General features: G+C 69.5%; 12 protein-coding genes and 1 pseudogene. 6 read left to right on the forward strand and 7 right to left on the reverse strand.

Translation table 11 applies throughout. From position 1 onward, the window contains the following. Positions 1–161: 161 nt before the first annotated feature. Together GA0070603_RS05520 and GA0070603_RS05525 are read left to right on the forward strand one after the other, a co-directional pair. Positions 162–1,445, forward strand: a complete 1,284-nt coding sequence (locus tag GA0070603_RS05520; protein ID WP_091308087.1) for a hypothetical protein — start codon at positions 162–164, stop codon at positions 1,443–1,445. 574 nt (positions 1,446–2,019) lie between these two features. Next, positions 2,020–2,709 carry a hypothetical protein gene (locus GA0070603_RS05525; protein ID WP_091321597.1) on the forward strand — a complete coding sequence of 230 codons (690 nt, stop codon included), beginning with the start codon at positions 2,020–2,022 and terminating at the stop codon, positions 2,707–2,709. Between the two features lie 31 nt (positions 2,710–2,740). Here the strand turns inward: GA0070603_RS05525 and GA0070603_RS05530 are convergent, their stop codons facing one another. Both GA0070603_RS05530 and GA0070603_RS31925 read right to left on the reverse strand, forming a co-directional pair. Beyond that, a complete protein-coding gene (locus GA0070603_RS05530; protein ID WP_091308090.1) occupies positions 2,741–3,076 on the reverse strand; it encodes a hypothetical protein in 336 nt (111 codons plus the stop codon). After that, positions 3,073–3,216, reverse strand: a pseudogene (locus GA0070603_RS31925) (IS110 family transposase); the annotation flags it as partial. The gene GA0070603_RS05530 and the pseudogene GA0070603_RS31925, both read right to left, overlap by 4 nt. A 286-nt stretch (positions 3,217–3,502) precedes the next feature. Here GA0070603_RS31925 and GA0070603_RS05535 point away from each other — a divergent pair. Continuing rightward, positions 3,503–3,943 carry a hypothetical protein gene (locus tag GA0070603_RS05535; protein WP_091308093.1) on the forward strand — a complete coding sequence of 147 codons (441 nt, stop codon included), beginning with the start codon at positions 3,503–3,505 and terminating at the stop codon, positions 3,941–3,943. Positions 3,944–4,226: 283 nt separating this feature from the next. Here GA0070603_RS05535 and GA0070603_RS05540 read toward each other — a convergent pair whose 3' ends face one another. Together GA0070603_RS05540 and GA0070603_RS05545 are read right to left on the reverse strand one after the other, a co-directional pair. Then, on the reverse strand, positions 4,227–5,135 hold the full coding sequence (locus GA0070603_RS05540) for a septum formation family protein (protein ID WP_091321598.1): 909 nt from the start codon (positions 5,133–5,135) through the stop codon (positions 4,227–4,229). A 222-nt stretch (positions 5,136–5,357) separates the two neighbouring features. Continuing rightward, positions 5,358–6,191, reverse strand: a complete 834-nt coding sequence (locus tag GA0070603_RS05545) for an SDR family NAD(P)-dependent oxidoreductase (RefSeq protein ID WP_167544504.1) — start codon at positions 6,189–6,191, stop codon at positions 5,358–5,360. A 238-nt stretch (positions 6,192–6,429) separates the two neighbouring features. Here GA0070603_RS05545 and GA0070603_RS05550 point away from each other — a divergent pair, with 238 nt between their 5' ends. Beyond that, positions 6,430–7,014: a TetR/AcrR family transcriptional regulator gene (locus GA0070603_RS05550; protein ID WP_091308100.1), complete on the forward strand. Its 585-nt coding sequence runs from the start codon at positions 6,430–6,432 to the stop codon at positions 7,012–7,014. A 135-nt stretch (positions 7,015–7,149) separates the two neighbouring features. Here GA0070603_RS05550 and GA0070603_RS05555 read toward each other — a convergent pair whose 3' ends face one another. Continuing rightward, positions 7,150–8,124 carry a GlxA family transcriptional regulator gene (locus GA0070603_RS05555; protein ID WP_244282418.1) on the reverse strand — a complete coding sequence of 325 codons (975 nt, stop codon included), beginning with the start codon at positions 8,122–8,124 and terminating at the stop codon, positions 7,150–7,152. Positions 8,125–8,435: 311 nt separating this feature from the next. Between GA0070603_RS05555 and GA0070603_RS05560 the strand changes: the two genes are divergently transcribed. Then, the gene (locus tag GA0070603_RS05560) at positions 8,436–9,074 is read left to right on the forward strand and encodes an HD domain-containing protein (protein ID WP_091308107.1); all 639 of its coding nucleotides are present in this window, start codon (positions 8,436–8,438) and stop codon (positions 9,072–9,074) included. A gap of 243 nt (positions 9,075–9,317) precedes the next feature. Then, positions 9,318–9,866, forward strand: coding sequence for a TetR/AcrR family transcriptional regulator (locus tag GA0070603_RS05565; RefSeq protein WP_091308110.1), 549 nt, complete (start codon positions 9,318–9,320; stop codon positions 9,864–9,866). Between the two features lie 213 nt (positions 9,867–10,079). Here the strand turns inward: GA0070603_RS05565 and GA0070603_RS05570 are convergent, their stop codons facing one another. After that, the gene (locus GA0070603_RS05570; protein ID WP_091308113.1) at positions 10,080–11,129 is read right to left on the reverse strand and encodes a zinc-binding dehydrogenase; all 1,050 of its coding nucleotides are present in this window, start codon (positions 11,127–11,129) and stop codon (positions 10,080–10,082) included. A gap of 89 nt (positions 11,130–11,218) precedes the next feature. Further along, positions 11,219–14,425: a bifunctional cytochrome P450/NADPH--P450 reductase gene (locus GA0070603_RS05575; protein ID WP_091308116.1), complete on the reverse strand. Its 3,207-nt coding sequence runs from the start codon at positions 14,423–14,425 to the stop codon at positions 11,219–11,221. Positions 14,426–14,468: the final 43 nt, after the last annotated feature.

The raw sequence follows: 14,468 nt of genomic DNA on the forward strand, positions 1-14,468 counted from the left end.
CGCGAAGTCACTACTCACGACGACGACGCTAACCGTCAAAGGAAATCAGACACGCGACACCAGGGGTAGGCAGGCAACCCGTTTGGCCTCTGGCCTACTGCTGCGCTCTCTCCGTCTCGACGCCGTTCTCGTCCTCGCGTGAGTGGGGCATACTCGCCGGCGTGAGCTCGCCGCTGGAAGCTTTCGCCGGACTGCTCGATCGCTCTGTCCAAGAGATCGCCACCCTGGCGGCGGACGCCCGGAGCTTCGACGCGAGTCGCATCGGCCGGGTCGCCGACATCTGGGACAACAACACGGTGCCTCTGGTGGCTGCGGCAAGTGCCCCCTGGCCGCTTCGATCCAGGCGAGCCAGCGCCGGCCTGCGGTGGATGGCCGACCTCGGAGCCGACCGGCGCAGGCTGATTGTCGACCTGGACCCGAGCCTGGACAGGGTCCTTCCCGCCGCGAGGCCGGAGCGCTCCGTACATCGCGACTACCAGGGGCGCGTCTTCCCGGGCGCCTTCCCGCTGACCGCGGAGATCATTGCTGCGCTGGCCCAGGACTACGACCTGGACAACGGCACCGTGCGCGCGTTCACGGTAGGACCGGCGGATTCGGGACTGCAGGTGCAGCTGACCCTCGCCGCTCCGCGGCGGTTCACGCCCAGCACCGGACGCGTCGCACGGGACGGTTCCATCAAGCCCTGGCCGGCGGCGCCGCTGAGGTTCACCTTCGACGGCGTCACCGACCTGCGGTTCGACGCCGAGGATCGGCTCGGGATGGTCGTAAGCCGAGACAGCGTCGGCTCAGCTGTGGCGATCGGGCGGAGCGGACGCCTGCGGGCGATCGAGGCCTCAGTCTGGCCCGACGACCCGCGATGGTACGAGTCGACGGCAGGCCAGGCGGCCGACCTCACCACGCCGCACGGACGGCCGCAACGGCGGAAGTCGGTACGGACGTCGGCCCTGACCACACCGCAGCGGGCCGCCGCCCGGGCCCTCGTCATGTTGATGAGCCACGCTCGGCTCGTCCACCACTATCCGAATCAGGCCGCCGGCGTCCCGATCCTCGACATCTGCCGTGTCGCGGCCGGCGCCGGCAGCGCCATTCTCGCCGCGAGCGCGCGCCACGGGGCCGCGCGCCAGAAGGCGTACGCCGAGCTCGAACAACGGTGGCGTCACGTACCGCCCACGGCGCCACCCGACGCGGTCCGCTCCGGCCCGGTCCTGCTGCGTCATGCCCGGTACGACGAGCCCCACGACGACCACGACGTTCCTCGCCGCGGCTGCGCCGTCCTGCTCGCTGCGGTGCCGGACGCAGACCCCGCATCACCGTGGGCCCTCGCCAGCGAGGAGATCACCCAACCGTCGCGCTTCCGGATCGCCAGCACCGCATTCGACGGCGTGCAACACGTCAGCCATGACGCCGGAACGCTGAGCATCGGTGACAAACTCGTCGTCGGTTGAGCCCGCACGACTACCTTGGGCGGCGAATCGCAGCACTCTCACCCTACGTACCGATGATCAGTACCTGCCGGCAGACGCCCGGCCAACCATGGCCGCGTGGCCGGGGTGCGGCCGGCTCGGCGAGCCGGGCCCGGAGCTGATGAGCTTGTAGACCGCCCGCACCACAATCAGGTGCGGCCTGCTGGCTCGGGATGCGACCTATACCGATGGGCCCATGCTCGACCCTGGCTTCGTCGCCGCCGTGTCCAGCCGGCTGGGCCACCGGACCGTCCGACCATACGGAAAGCCCTAACCCTGGTTGCAAAGATCAAGGCTGCTGTCGAGCGACGTCGGGAACCGCCGTTATGTTGCTCATCCTGTAGCCTCCAGTCGGCCTCTGGCCCAGCGTAGGCGAGGCCGGCGCGACGCCCCCGGTCTCGAACGGTGATCCCAACCCTCCGCCACAGCTGCTTCGCCATCCGCCCCTCGGCGGCTCCGGTGCCGGTCTTGACGGTGACCCGGCAGGGTGGTTGCCGCAGACGGGGAATTTTGGCCGACACCAGAGCGAAGGCCCTCGCTGCCTATGCTTGCCGCCATGATCCGACGTCTGTCCTCTCTGGTGGCTTGCCTCACTGTTCTCGCCGCAACAGCGGGCTGCAGCCGGACCCCGGACACCGATGGGACGACGCCGACGGCTTCCGCCACCACCGCCTCCCTGGTCGCTCCCTCACCCACCGACGGCGGCGCAGCGCGCAAGCTTCGAGACCGGTACGCCGCCTCCGGGCGTCTGGTCGGGCTGGCCGAAAAGGCTGCCTACAAGGACGAGAAGCTCGACTCCGATGGGATGGCCTGCGGCCAGCCGCTACCGCTGCTGGAGCGACGCCTGACCGCGGTAACGCACGTCTTTGGCACCCCGGACGGCACCCCACCCGAGGCATTCGTCGAGCTCGCACAGGAAACCGTGGTCTACCCGACCGCCGCCGTAGCGGCCGACGCCGTGCGGCAACTGTTCGACCTGTTCGAGACATGCGACAGGGACGTGGAGGCGGATCAGATCACCGACGAGCACGCCCCCGCCAACATGCCGACCAGGGTCGACGTGCCGGGCCGCGCGACGACCGCCACCATGACGCTCCCTGACGGAACTCCGTTCCCGCATCGCTATGGCTGCATACACCGAGGCAGGGTGGTGCAGTGTGTCGCGGTCTGGACCCGCTCGAGAGGTAACACTGCAGCGTGGTTCGACAAGGCGGTCGTCGCCACCGGGGAAAAGCTGGGTGCCTGAAGTACAAGTCGTAATTGGTCCTGAGCCGGTGTCAGACGGGGTAATCGGTCCGATGAGCGTAGGTGAGCTGGCTCGGATCGAGGCCCCACGTTGTGAGCACCTGGTTGAGCGTCATCTCGTCTTGAGCGTGCGCGGTCCGCACGTCGGTCATGCCGTCACCTGGCCCGACGCACCAGCCGTTCTGGATGTAGCTGGTTTCGAACTCACGGTGGAAGAGGTTGAACCCGTGGCCGGTAGCGGCGGGGCTCTGTAGGGGGTAGATCGCGATCCAGGCGCGGCGGTCGGGCCGGGAGGCGGGAACCTCCGCGACGATTAGCTGCCCGCGTTGGAGCGCGGTGCGTGGTGCCGTGGGCCAGCTGTCGATCACGGCGATGATTGAAGCATTGCTGGCTTGCTGACGAGATGGTGGAAGGCTTCGCGGGCGATGTAGCGCTTGAGGCAGCGCATGATCTCGGTTCTGGTCTTGCCCTCTGCCGTCCGTCGGGTGACGTAGTCCTTGGTGGGCGCGGCAGATCAGTCCGTGTCTCACCCCCTACGCTGACGCTCGACCTCGGCCGGGCTTCGTCAGCTCAAAACGTGGCGACCGGGACGAAGGCGAGAGACTGGGACGAGGACATTGGCCAGCTTGGCAAGGGCGAGTCAGGACGCATGCGCTACGGCGCTACGGCGCTACGGCTTCGTCCCCAAGCGCAGAGGTCTTCTCCTTCAGAGGGGTGCTTCTCGGGCAGCGTCGGGATGGCTGGGACTCAATCTCGCCACGTGGTCGCTACCTCAGGTCCTGCACATCAACCCGGTGGTCGGCGTCAGGCACGACGCCCTGGAAGCCATCCTCGTCTCCACTGCCGGTTGGTCGGCTCCCGTAGCGTCCGTCAGCAGGCCCTTGGGCTACCTAATGCCGCAGAACACCTTCGTCCAGTGGGACTTCTCCGCGACTGGGGATCTGGCGGCGGTAGCGGAGGACCTCACTCATGCAGTCGCGACCTATGGCCAGCCCTTCATCGACCACTGGTCGGACTGGAGCACATTCTCCCGTGAGGTCGCCAGCTCCGATCTCCTCCTCGACCACGTCCGCTTCGTCATGTTGCCGGCTGTAGCCGCAGTCAACGGCGACTACGAGTTTGCGGACCGGCTGATCGGACAGGAACTCGAGCGCACGGCAGGCGAGCAGGACGCCTACTCGAAGGGGTATCGCGACTTCGCTGAGAAGTTCCGCAGGAGTGTGCTGACGTACTGATCTCGGCATGTCCCGACGGCATGCGGCAGGCGTGACGGGGAGTTGGTCGCCCCGAAGACGGCTGCCCGTGCGAGGCCGCTATGACCCCAGCTGAAGAAGCGTCTGCGGCACGGGATCCGTGCAGGCTCAGGTGCCGGTGCTGAGGAATCGAGCGCGAAACACTCCCACGCCGGACGCCAGGCCGCTGCGGCCGAGCGCGATGGTGGGGCACCGGTCGATGGTGGACGGCCAGACCGGCCCGGCTCCCCCGCTTGCCCCGCCCGCCTCCGCCGGCGCACCGCGTTCAGCGGACCGGTAGCGCCTTCGTGCCACCGCCCTTGATCGAGTGGGTCACCTTCGGGCCCCCCGACCAGTAGAAGCAGCGGATCCCCCGGTCACCGCGCGCCCACGCCTCCGCGGCCGGCACCAGGTACGAGGTGCCCGTCCGGTAGCGCAGCACGCCGTCGACCGGGACCTTCGCGTACCGGGCCACGAGGGCCCGGCACTTCGCGTGCACGCCGTCCTCGTCGCGGCCCGCGTCCGCGTACGGGGTGTCGGGCGCCGTCCACGAGCCGACGTACTCGAACGTGTGCGGCCGGGCGCAGGCGGTCTGCTCGAAGGCGCCGTACCGGTCCTCGTTCAGGCACCCGAAGGCCAACGGTGACGGGCCCTTCAGCGCGTTCCGCAGGCTGCCGGTGTGCTGCACGGGGTGGTCGTCCGGATGCCGTCGCGCGGAACCGCCGTCGGCCGTGTCCAGCTCGAAGATGTCGCACCGGAACCAGCGACTGCCGCCCTGCCACCCGCCCGGGGACGGGGGCGCGACCTGCACCGTCAAGCGGGCGCCCCGCCAGTCGCCACCGACAAACGCGGTCGCCTTCGCGTCGCATTCGGCGAACGCCGGTCGCAGCACCGCCGAGCCCACCGGCGGCGGGGTTTCCCGTTCGGCGACCGCGCCGGTGAAGGTGCCCAGGTGAAAGGTCTCCAGCAGGTGCTGCCGCGTGCAGTCGACCGGCTGGTAGCTGGTCAGGTAACTCGACGGGCCGGCGATCACGTGGCAGTCGCCCACCTTCGGGGTGAACTGCACGGCCGCCGCGGCGGGCCGCCAGTCGTCGGTCAGGTCGCCGTCCAGCCCGGCCGGCGCCCCGCACCCCGCCATCGCCGTCACCATCCCGGCCAGGGCGGCAACCGCCACCCGTACCCGCCACCATCGCATGTCAGCCTCCCCGCCGTGCCGGCGCAGCATATGCCACCCAGAAGCATCGCCAAGCTCCCGTCCGTCGTGCGACATCCGGCGGAGGCTACGCGCTGAGAGTGCGCGGGCGGCCCGTGACGACCCCGACGGCGAACGGCGTGGAGCGGAGGTGCGGTCGGGCCGGGCACAACTGGTGACAGCGCCGTGCGGCCGGAGATGTCGTCCCGGCCGCCGACGTGCGGGTCAGATGCTGCGGTGACTGCTGACGGCGGCTCGGAGTTCGGCGAGCTTCGGCGCGAGGGCGGCATCGACGGCGAGCGGGTCCCGTGCATTGAGGTCCGCCATCGCGCGGCGCTCGGGCAGTTGCGTGTTGATCTCGATCTGGCGGTCCTCGAGGCCGGCCACGATCTCGGCGACCACGTCGTCGACGGGACGCAGTCCGTAGCCGAGGTCCGGGCCGGCCTGGGTCGTCGCCATCATGGGCGTGTCGACCGGGCCGGGGAAGACCGTGGCCACGTGGATGCCGCTGCCGTACAGCTCGCGACGCAGTGCTTCGTCGAAGCGGGCGAGGCCGGCCTTGGTGGCCGCGTAGGTGGCGTAGTAGGGCGTGCCGACCAGGCCGGAGGCCGAGGCGATGCCGACCAGGGCGGCGTGTCCGTGTCGGGCGCCGGCGGCGCGCAGGTGCGGCAACGCCGCTCTAGTCGCGAGGATGGGTGCGAGCAGGTTGAGCCGGATCATGGCGTGGATGTCAGCCACGTCGATGTCTTCGAGCGCCGCGGCCCGCACGTTTCCGGCATTGTTGATCAAGATGTCGAGGCCGCCGAGTTCGGTGACGGCCGCTGCGACCACGCGTTCGGGCTCCCCGTCGGCGGTGAGGTCGGTGGTGATCGTGTAGGCGGTGCCGCCGCGCTCGATGACCAGTGCCGCGGTCTCGGCCAGTGGTTCCGGCCGTCGGCCGGCCAGGGCCAGTGTGCCGTGGCGGGAGGCCAGCTCGAGAGCCAGGTAGCGACCTATCCCGCTGCCCGCTCCGGTAATGAGGGTGCGGCGTCCCTGCAGGTCAAGGTGGGGAGAACTCATCGCAGGCTCCATTCAGATCGAGGAGATCGCGGGCGGCGGCCGGACCGCGTCGGCGTCCGGCTCCCCCTTTCCGCTGGTTCCATGTCGCGCAATGGTGAGACCGCGCGAACAAGGCGCAGGCTTGCGGGCGGCAGACCGGGAGGCGAAGGGCGCCACGGCGCCATGTTTGACATCCCTGTCATGATTGACATGCTAGTCAAGCTTGGCAGCAGTGTCAAACATGACGTAGGCTGGGGCCATGGCCGGACAGCGGCAGTTCGACGAGAGGCGCACCCTGGAGCGTGCCCGGGAGGTCTTCTGGCTCAAGGGCTACGGAGCGACCTCCATGCAGGACATCGCGGCGGCCACCGGTGTCCTGCGCGGATCGCTCTACAACGCCTACCACGACAAGGAAACCCTGTTCCTGCGCGTCTTCGAAGACTACGCCGAGCAGTTCCTGGCCGATGCAGCCCAAGCGCTTTCCCGACCGACCATCGACGATGCCCTCCGCGACTTCTTCGACTTCACCATCACCTCCATGACCACGGGGGTCCCCACGCGCGGATGCCTGACGACCAAGACGGCAATCGACATCAGAGCCGATGGAGAACGCATCCGCACCGCGCTTCGTGACCTGCTCGACAAGATGGAGCAGCTCTTGCACCAAAGGCTCTCCACCAACGAGGCCCGTTCCCGACTCGCCATCCCCCCGGCCGAGGCGGCGCGGTTACTGATCACGCTCACCCGGGGGATCGTCGTCATGGAACGCGTTTACCAGGACCCCGAGCGGCTCAGGGCCACAGCCACCTCGCTGATCGACGCCCTGCTCCCACCCGCAGCTTGAGTCTCAAGTCTTCGTCCCCGCCACATCGCTGCCGCCGGCGCACCCGCGGCACCGGTTGCTCCGGCGACGAACATCCCAAGCCCGAGCCCGCGGATCCCCAGTGCCAGCGCAGACAGGCCGAGTGATGGTGGAGTACTAACCCGCGGCGGTACGGCGCGTCGTGCTGAACCGGCGCTGGTAGGCGGCGGGACTGATCGACAGTTTCCGTGCGAAGACCCGTCGCATGCTCTCGTAGCTGGGAAACCCGGCGAGGGTCGCGGCCTGCGTCGCGCTGTGCCCCTGGTCGAGCAGTGCCCTGGCCATGTCGAACCGGATGTTCTCCACGTAGCGGGCTGGTGTCGTCGACAGCTCGGCGTGGAAGAGCCGGGTGAGGTGCCGGGTACTCACGTTGAGGTGTCGCGCGAGTTCGCCGAGCGAATGGTCCCCGCTCGGGTTCGCCGTCACCAGGTCGGTGATCGTGCGGAGAGCCGGCGATCGGGGCGGCGCTCCCTGCAGCGGTGCAGAGAACTGCGACTGGCCGCCCGCACGCTGCATGTAGACCACGAGGGCACGGGCGACGTCGCGCGCCACGTCCGGCCCGTGATCCTCTTCGACGAGGGCGAGCGCCAGATCGATTCCGGCCGTGACCCCTGCCGAGGTGTACGTCGTGCCGTCCCGGACGTAGATCGCGTCGGGCTCGACGCGGGACGTCGGATGCCGGGCGGCCAGTTCGTGCGCGACCTTCCAGTGCGTGGTCGCACGCTTGCCGTCGAGGAGTCCGGCGGCGGCGAGGACGAAAGCCCCGGTGCAGATCGACGCGACCCGACCGGCCGCGGCCGCCGGCGTCCGTACGGCGTCCACGAGGTCGGCCGGGACCCGAGCGCGCGGAAACCGGTCGGACCCGGCAACCAGCAACGTGTCGACGGCCGGCGCCTGCGAGAGGGCTCCGTCGGCCGCGATCCGGACTCCGAGGTTCGTCGTGACGCCCGCCCCGGTGGGCGACAGCAGCATGATGCCGTAGTCAGCGCCGAACCGGTTCGCCTCCTTGAACACCTCCGCGGGACCAGCGACGTCCAGCAACGTCACCCCGTCGTAGACGAGGATCGCCACGCGGTGGGTGCCGGCGGTCACCACAGCGGTCCCTTCGGAGCCGGATCCGATTCGTGGCGGCCGGCCGCCCGCGGCGTTGACCGCCGCCGGGTCGGCGCGACGGGAGGCTCGGACACCGCTCATTGGTAGCACGCGCCACCATTAGAGACCGCGGAATCCTCGAGGCGGAGTCGTTCCCGGTGACCGAGCTCTCCGTGACCTCAGGCGGGCCACGACCTGTCCGGATATGAGGGATTCCTGGCCAGACGAGGGCGGCGCCGCACGAGGATCGGCGGGCAGCATGGAGCTCCGACAACAGCGGGGACGAACAGTTCCGGGAAAGGTCAGAGATCATGCCAGAGGTCATCGCGGGGTGGGAGATTCCTGAGACAGCGGCCGTCGCCGAGGCGACCAGGCACATCCAGGAGACGACCAGCCCTCTCATCTACCACCATTCGCGACGGGTCTTCCTCTTCGGCCTCGTCCACGCACACCGGCTCGGCCTGGCACCGGACCCGGAGCTGCTCTACCTGGCGGCCATGTTCCACGACACCGGCCTCCTGACGCCCTTCTCCAACGTCGAGCAGCGCTTCGAAGTCGATGGGGCCGACCACGCGCGCACGTTCCTCCTGGACCGGGGATTCTCGACGGCCGCCGCGAACACCGTCTGGACAGCGATCGCGCTGCACACCACACCGGGCATCCCCGACCGGATGGCCCCAGAGATCGCGACCACGTACCTCGGCGTCCTGACCGACGTGCTCGGTCTCGGCCTGGACGAACTAGAACGCGATCAGCTGGAGGAGATCCTCGCCGTCCATCCCCGCGGCGACTTCAAGAACGAGTTCCTGCGCACCTACGTCGAGGGCCTGAAGAACCGCCCCGAGACCACCAACGGCACCGTGAACTCCGACGTGTTGGAACACTTCATCCCCGGCTTCCAGCGGGTGACGACGGTCCAGCGCATCGTCGGCTCGCCCTGGCCCAGCTGACCCTCCTCGGTTCCTGATTCCCCCGCTCGTGCTCCTCCTTGTCGCCGGCGGCTGGTTCACCAACTGGAGCCCGTTCCATCCAGCGTCATACCTGGGTCGCCCACCGCTGGGCTTTCAACAAGGTGGCGACGGTGTCCGACCGGGCCAGGTCGCACGCCCCGCGACTACTAAACGGAACCGTTCTGACCAGTCGGTCCGCCCCTGGCTTGTGGTCAGGCATGCTGGCTCTGGAGGTGGAACGGCATGGCAGGAAGGGTGCCGGAGCTGCACGACGAGATCCTCGCGGCCGCGGCGCGGCGTTTCGCATTCGCTGGCTACAAGGGCACCTCGCTACAGGACATCGCCCGCGAGGTGGGCTGCTCCAAGGCGGCGGTGCTCTACCACTTCCCCAGCAAGGAAGTCCTCCTGTCTGAGCTGATGGCCCCGGCGCTCGCGGTGATCCGGGCGCTTGAGGACAGCATCGCCGCCACGGTCGGTCCGGCCAGCGCGCAGCGAGTCGCCATGGAGGGGTTCGTCGACCTCGCGGTCCGGTTCCGGCGGGAGATGGCGCTGCTGCGCGGCGAGTTCCGGGAGTTGCTCGAGAGCCCCGAGTTCGCGCACCTCGAACAGTTCGCCGATCGACTCGTCGATGCGGTAGCCGGGCATTCCGATCGTCCGGCCGCCCGGATCGCCGCGCGCGTGATGCTCGCCGGGATCGCCGAGACGTCCGGCGACTTCGACGACGTGTCCGACGAGGAGCTACGTGAGACGCTGCTGGCGCTGCTACGCGGGGCGCTCGAGCCCACCGACTGACGATCCGACCACGTCGGCGGGCATGAATTCGTGCGCCTCCCACGCTGGGCTGGCCTGATCCCATTCCGCGGCGAGGATCGAGGTGGCCGCCACCACGCGATGGCTTCGACCCGCACGAGCCCGGTCAGCGGGACCGAATCGTCGGCAGGCCCACCCCGCCTGCCGGTCTGCCTGCGGGGTGGGAGCCGAGAGTGTAACGACCCGCGGTGGGTGTCAGGGCTTGAGAATCAGTCGGATCGGGCTGCCTTCCTTCTTCACGAGCCGTTCGACGCCCCGGGGTGCCTCGGCGAGCGGAAGCACGTCGCTGATCGACCCGGAGAGGTCCAGGCGGTGGTGACTCATGAGGGAGACGAGCTGCTCGACGTGCTCTGGTGCGCTTCCGTAGTGGCCGCGGACCTGCTGCCTGAGGTAGCTGAACAGGGTCGTCTGGTGGATGGTGAGCGGTTGGGGTGCCAGTCCGACCAGGACCAGCCGGCCCTCGCTCGCGAGAACGGTCTGGGCTTGGCTCCAGACCGGCGGGGCGCCGGCCAGGTCGAAGGCGACGTCGAGGCCGCGCCCGCCGGTGATCCGGCGGACCTGCTCGGCGAAGTCCGCGGCGCCGGGATCGAGGATGTGGTCGGCGCCGAGTGCGAGGGCCCGCGCTCGGGCATCCGGGATCGGGTCCACGGCGACGATGGGGGCGGCGCCAATCAGTCGGAGCAGTTGGACGGCGTGGGCGCCCAGCCCGCCCAACCCCCACACGCCGACGGCCTGCGTGGGACGCACGTCGGCGGTGGCGACGATCGCTCCCCAGGGGGTGGAGACCGCGTCGGGGATGATCGCGGCCTGCTCCAGGGGAAGGTCGTCGGGGATGCCCACGAGGGTGAAGTGTTCGGCGATGGCGTACTCGGCCCAGCCGCCGTCGTAGTCGACCCCGCGGGTGAGCGGGTGCCGGCACTGGCCTACCCGCCCCAGCAGGCAGGGCGGGCAGGCGCCGCAGGGCTGGCCGGCCTGCAGCAGCACGCGCCGCCCGGTCTGCCATTCGGCGGGCACCTGCTCGCCGACGGCGTCGATGACGCCGGCGACTTCGTGGCCCAGGGTCACCTTGTCGACGCCTGTTTCCAGCCGCAGGCTTCCGTCGATGAGGTGGACGTCGGACAGGCAGATGCCGGCCGCGGCGACCTTGATCCGTACCTGGCCCGGTCCGGGCTGCGGGACGGGTACCTCTTCCATCGCGAACTCGCCCGTCTTGTAGTCGAGTCGGCCGGCAAGCATGGTGGACATGGGATTCTCCTTGTCTCGCGGTGGTTGTGGTCGCCCCACCGCGTTGGCGTGGGTGTCGGGGCGGCCCGCGCCGCACCTCTGGCGGACGGTCAGGCGAAGACGTCCTGCTGGTAGCGCCCGTCGGACTCGAGCTGGTCGAGCCACTTCTCGGCGTCGTCGGCACTGCCACCGGTGTGGCTGCGGTAGATGCTGGCCAGCGCCTGGCGTACCGAGGGGGCCATCCGCCTGCCGTCACCACAGACGTAGATGTGGGCGCCGTTGTTGATCGCGTCCCAGATGCCGTCGCCGTCGGCGGTCATGGCGTCCTGCACGAACCGGTACGGGTGATCCGGCACGGTGGAGAACGCCAGGTGAACCTCGGCGATGCCGGCCTGCTGCCACGCCTGCATCTCCTCGCGGTAGAACCAGTCGTGCTCGGGGTGCCGGCAGCCGTAGAACACCTTTGACAGGCCGACCTCGGCACCGCTGGCCTGCTGGGCGCCGCGCTCCTCGAGGAAGCCGCGCAGCGGGGCGAACCCGGTGCCGGGACCGACGAGGATCATCGGCGTGGCCGGGTCGGTCGGCGGGTGGAACGGCGGGGACGGGACGCGTACGTAACCGAAGAACACGTCGCCGGGCCGCAGCCGGGCCAGGTACTGGGAGGCCAGCCCCCGGTACTCCCCGTCTCCGGACAGTGCCGGTCCCTCCACCAGGCCGACGGTCAGTCGCGGCCGGCTCGGCTCGACCATGGGGGCTGAGGAGATGGAGTAGAAGCGCGGCCTGATCGGACCTGCCAGCTCCAGGAAAACGGCGAGCGGCAACTCGACGGCAGGGAAGCGCTCCAGCAGGGTGAGGACCGAGAGCCGCTTGGCGAGAATCTCGTCCTGGTAGCGCTGACGCGCCTCGTCGGTGTCGCCGATGTACGCCTGCAACTGCGCGGCGGTCCAGGGACACTGGGTGTGCTCGGCCAGCGCCCGAAGGTGGGTACGGGTGGCCACCTCCTGCAGTTCGACGAACTCCGTCAACAGCAGCTCCGCGGTCACGGGCAGGTCGATCGGCAGATGGGTGGGCTGGTTGCCGTCCTCGCGGCGCAGCCGGACCACCTGGTCGCGGGGCACCCGCAGCAGTCCCAGCGCCCGCGCCACCAACTCCGGGTCGTTCTTGCCGAAGACGGCAAGGTGATTGCCGGTGTCGTAGCTGACCCCGTCGGGCAACTCCACGCTGATCGACAGCGCCTGCGGGCGGGGCGCCTCGACGCTGAAGTCCCACAGGCCCGTCGGGTCGCCGACCAGCTCCTCGCTGGCCACCACGGTGATCGGGTACGCCTTCTCGGAGACCACCGCCGGGCGCACCTGCGCCTCGGTGAGAACGTCCAGCTGCAGCCGCGGGCCGGCGGCGGCGCTGGTGTCCGCGCCGTACTGCGCGGCCAGCGCCGCCCACAGTGCGTCCATCCAGGTGGTCGCCATGCCGTCGAAGTCGCCGTTGGCGTCGACCTCGCCGCGCGGCACGATCGGCGTCGCTCCGGCCGCCAGCAGCGCCGCCTCCACCCGCTTGGGGAAGGCCTGGTAGGTGATCCAGTGGGTGTTGCCGTTGCCCAGCACCGCGAACCGCACCTGCGACATCGATCCGGCCGTCAGTCCGCCGGCGGCGGCGAGGGTGTCGAAGCGCTGGGCGTTATCGGGTGCCTTGCCGTTGTAGCTCGGCGTGACCACGACCAGAATCCCGTCGCGGGGCGGGTTGTCGGCCAGCTCGTCCAGCGTGAGCACAGTGGTGTCGAAGCCGGACTGCTCGGCTCGGCCGGCCAGCTGGCGCGCGAGATCCTCCGACGCGCCCAGGTTCGAGCCGTACGCGACGCGTAGCGTGACGCCGACGGCGTCGACCGCAACCGCTGGCGCCTGCGGCGCCTGCGCCGCTCGTACCTCGGTGCCGAATCGCTCGTACGGCTGGCGGGGGCGCACCCGCACCAGGAAGTTGTCCGGCTTGCGGGTGAGCGTCTCCTTGACCTTGATCTGGTAGTCGTTGGGGTCGGTGATCGCGAAGTTCTGCAGGACGAGGGCTAGCGCGAGCCGGGCCTCGGTGAGGGCGAACTGCCGGCCGATGCAGGCCCGCTCGCCGTTGCCGAACGGCTTGTAGGCATGTGGATGATGCTGGTAGATGTTCTCCGGCAGCCAGCGGTCGATGTCGAACTCGGTCGGCCGGTCCCAGGCGTTGGGGTGCTTGTGCAGCGCGGGAATCAGGACCATGACCTGCTGGTCCTTCGGCAGCGCGTATCTGCCGCCGATCACGGTGTCCTCGTACGGCGCCAAGGCGATCGCGGGGATGGGCCCCCACAGGCGCAGGGTCTCGTCCAGGATCCGCGGGATGACGTTCAGCTTCATGGTCGTCTCGTACGTCGGCACGGTGTCGCCCGGCAGCAGCCGGTCGACCTCGGCGTACGCCTGCGCGAGCACGTGCGGGTTGCGCAGCAGCTGGTAAAGGGCGTAGGAGAGCAGGCCGCTGGTGGTCTCGTGCCCGGCGATGAGGAACGTCACCACGTTGTTGCGGATGTTCTCGTCGGACAGCGGCTCGCCGGTCTCCGGGTCGACCGCGTTGAGCATGAGGCTGAGCAGATCGCGTCGGTCATCGCCACCACCCGCGCGGCGCTCGCGGATGACCTCCTCGACGAGGGAGTGCATGACCCGCACGTTCTCCTCGAATGTCCGGATCTGCCGGCGCCGCATCGCGGTGACGAAGGGCGGCTGCTTCAGCCGACCCATGGCCTCGTGCAGTGAGTCGGCCAGCGCCTGCAGGAACGGGTGCACCTCTTCGGTGCCGAAGGAGTCGAAGCGGTAGTCGAAACCGGTGAGCCCGATCGTGTCGAGGGTCAGGCGGGTCATGTCGGCGACGACGTCGAGGTCCCTGCCCTCGTTGCGCCGCCACTTGCTGACCAGGGCCTCGGCGACCTCGAGCATCTCAGGGAAGTAGGACTTCATCGACCGCTGACTGAAGGCGGGCATGAGGATCCGGTGGGCCTTGCCCCAGTTCGGTTCGTCCCCCCTGGCGGTGAACAGGCCGTCGCCGGCGATTGCGCGCACGTCACTGTGCGGTTTGTCGATCGGCTTGTAGAAGCGGGACTCGTCGCACACCTCCGCCACCAGGTCCGGGTCCCAGACGAGGACGATCTCGCGGTTGGGCAGGGCGAGCCGGTAGATGCCCTCGGGGAACCGACCGGTCAGCTCCTCGAAGTACGCAGCCGGTCCATCGGATGGGATCTGCAGCGCGTTGCCGACGATCGGAACCCCGCGCGGGGCCGGGATGGTCTTGAGACTGCTCGACACGTGGACTCCATTCCTTGAGGCTGCCGGCGATGGCCGGCCGACG

The sequence above is a fragment of the Micromonospora chersina genome (assembly GCF_900091475.1).
Lineage (GTDB): Bacteria > Actinomycetota > Actinomycetes > Mycobacteriales > Micromonosporaceae > Micromonospora > Micromonospora chersina.

Coding starts and splice junctions, on each gene's coding strand:
- GA0070603_RS05560 (WP_091308107.1), top strand. CDS start 8,436: ATGCCAGAGGTCATCGCGGGGTGGGAGATTCCTGAGACAGCGGCCGTC.
- GA0070603_RS05570 (WP_091308113.1), bottom strand. CDS start 11,129: ATGTCCACCATGCTTGCCGGCCGACTCGACTACAAGACGGGCGAGTTC.
- GA0070603_RS05550 (WP_091308100.1), top strand. CDS start 6,430: ATGGCCGGACAGCGGCAGTTCGACGAGAGGCGCACCCTGGAGCGTGCC.
- GA0070603_RS05565 (WP_091308110.1), top strand. CDS start 9,318: ATGGCAGGAAGGGTGCCGGAGCTGCACGACGAGATCCTCGCGGCCGCG.
- GA0070603_RS05540 (WP_091321598.1), bottom strand. CDS start 5,135: ATGCGATGGTGGCGGGTACGGGTGGCGGTTGCCGCCCTGGCCGGGATG.
- GA0070603_RS05525 (WP_091321597.1), top strand. CDS start 2,020: ATGATCCGACGTCTGTCCTCTCTGGTGGCTTGCCTCACTGTTCTCGCC.
- GA0070603_RS05545 (WP_167544504.1), bottom strand. CDS start 6,191: ATGAGTTCTCCCCACCTTGACCTGCAGGGACGCCGCACCCTCATTACC.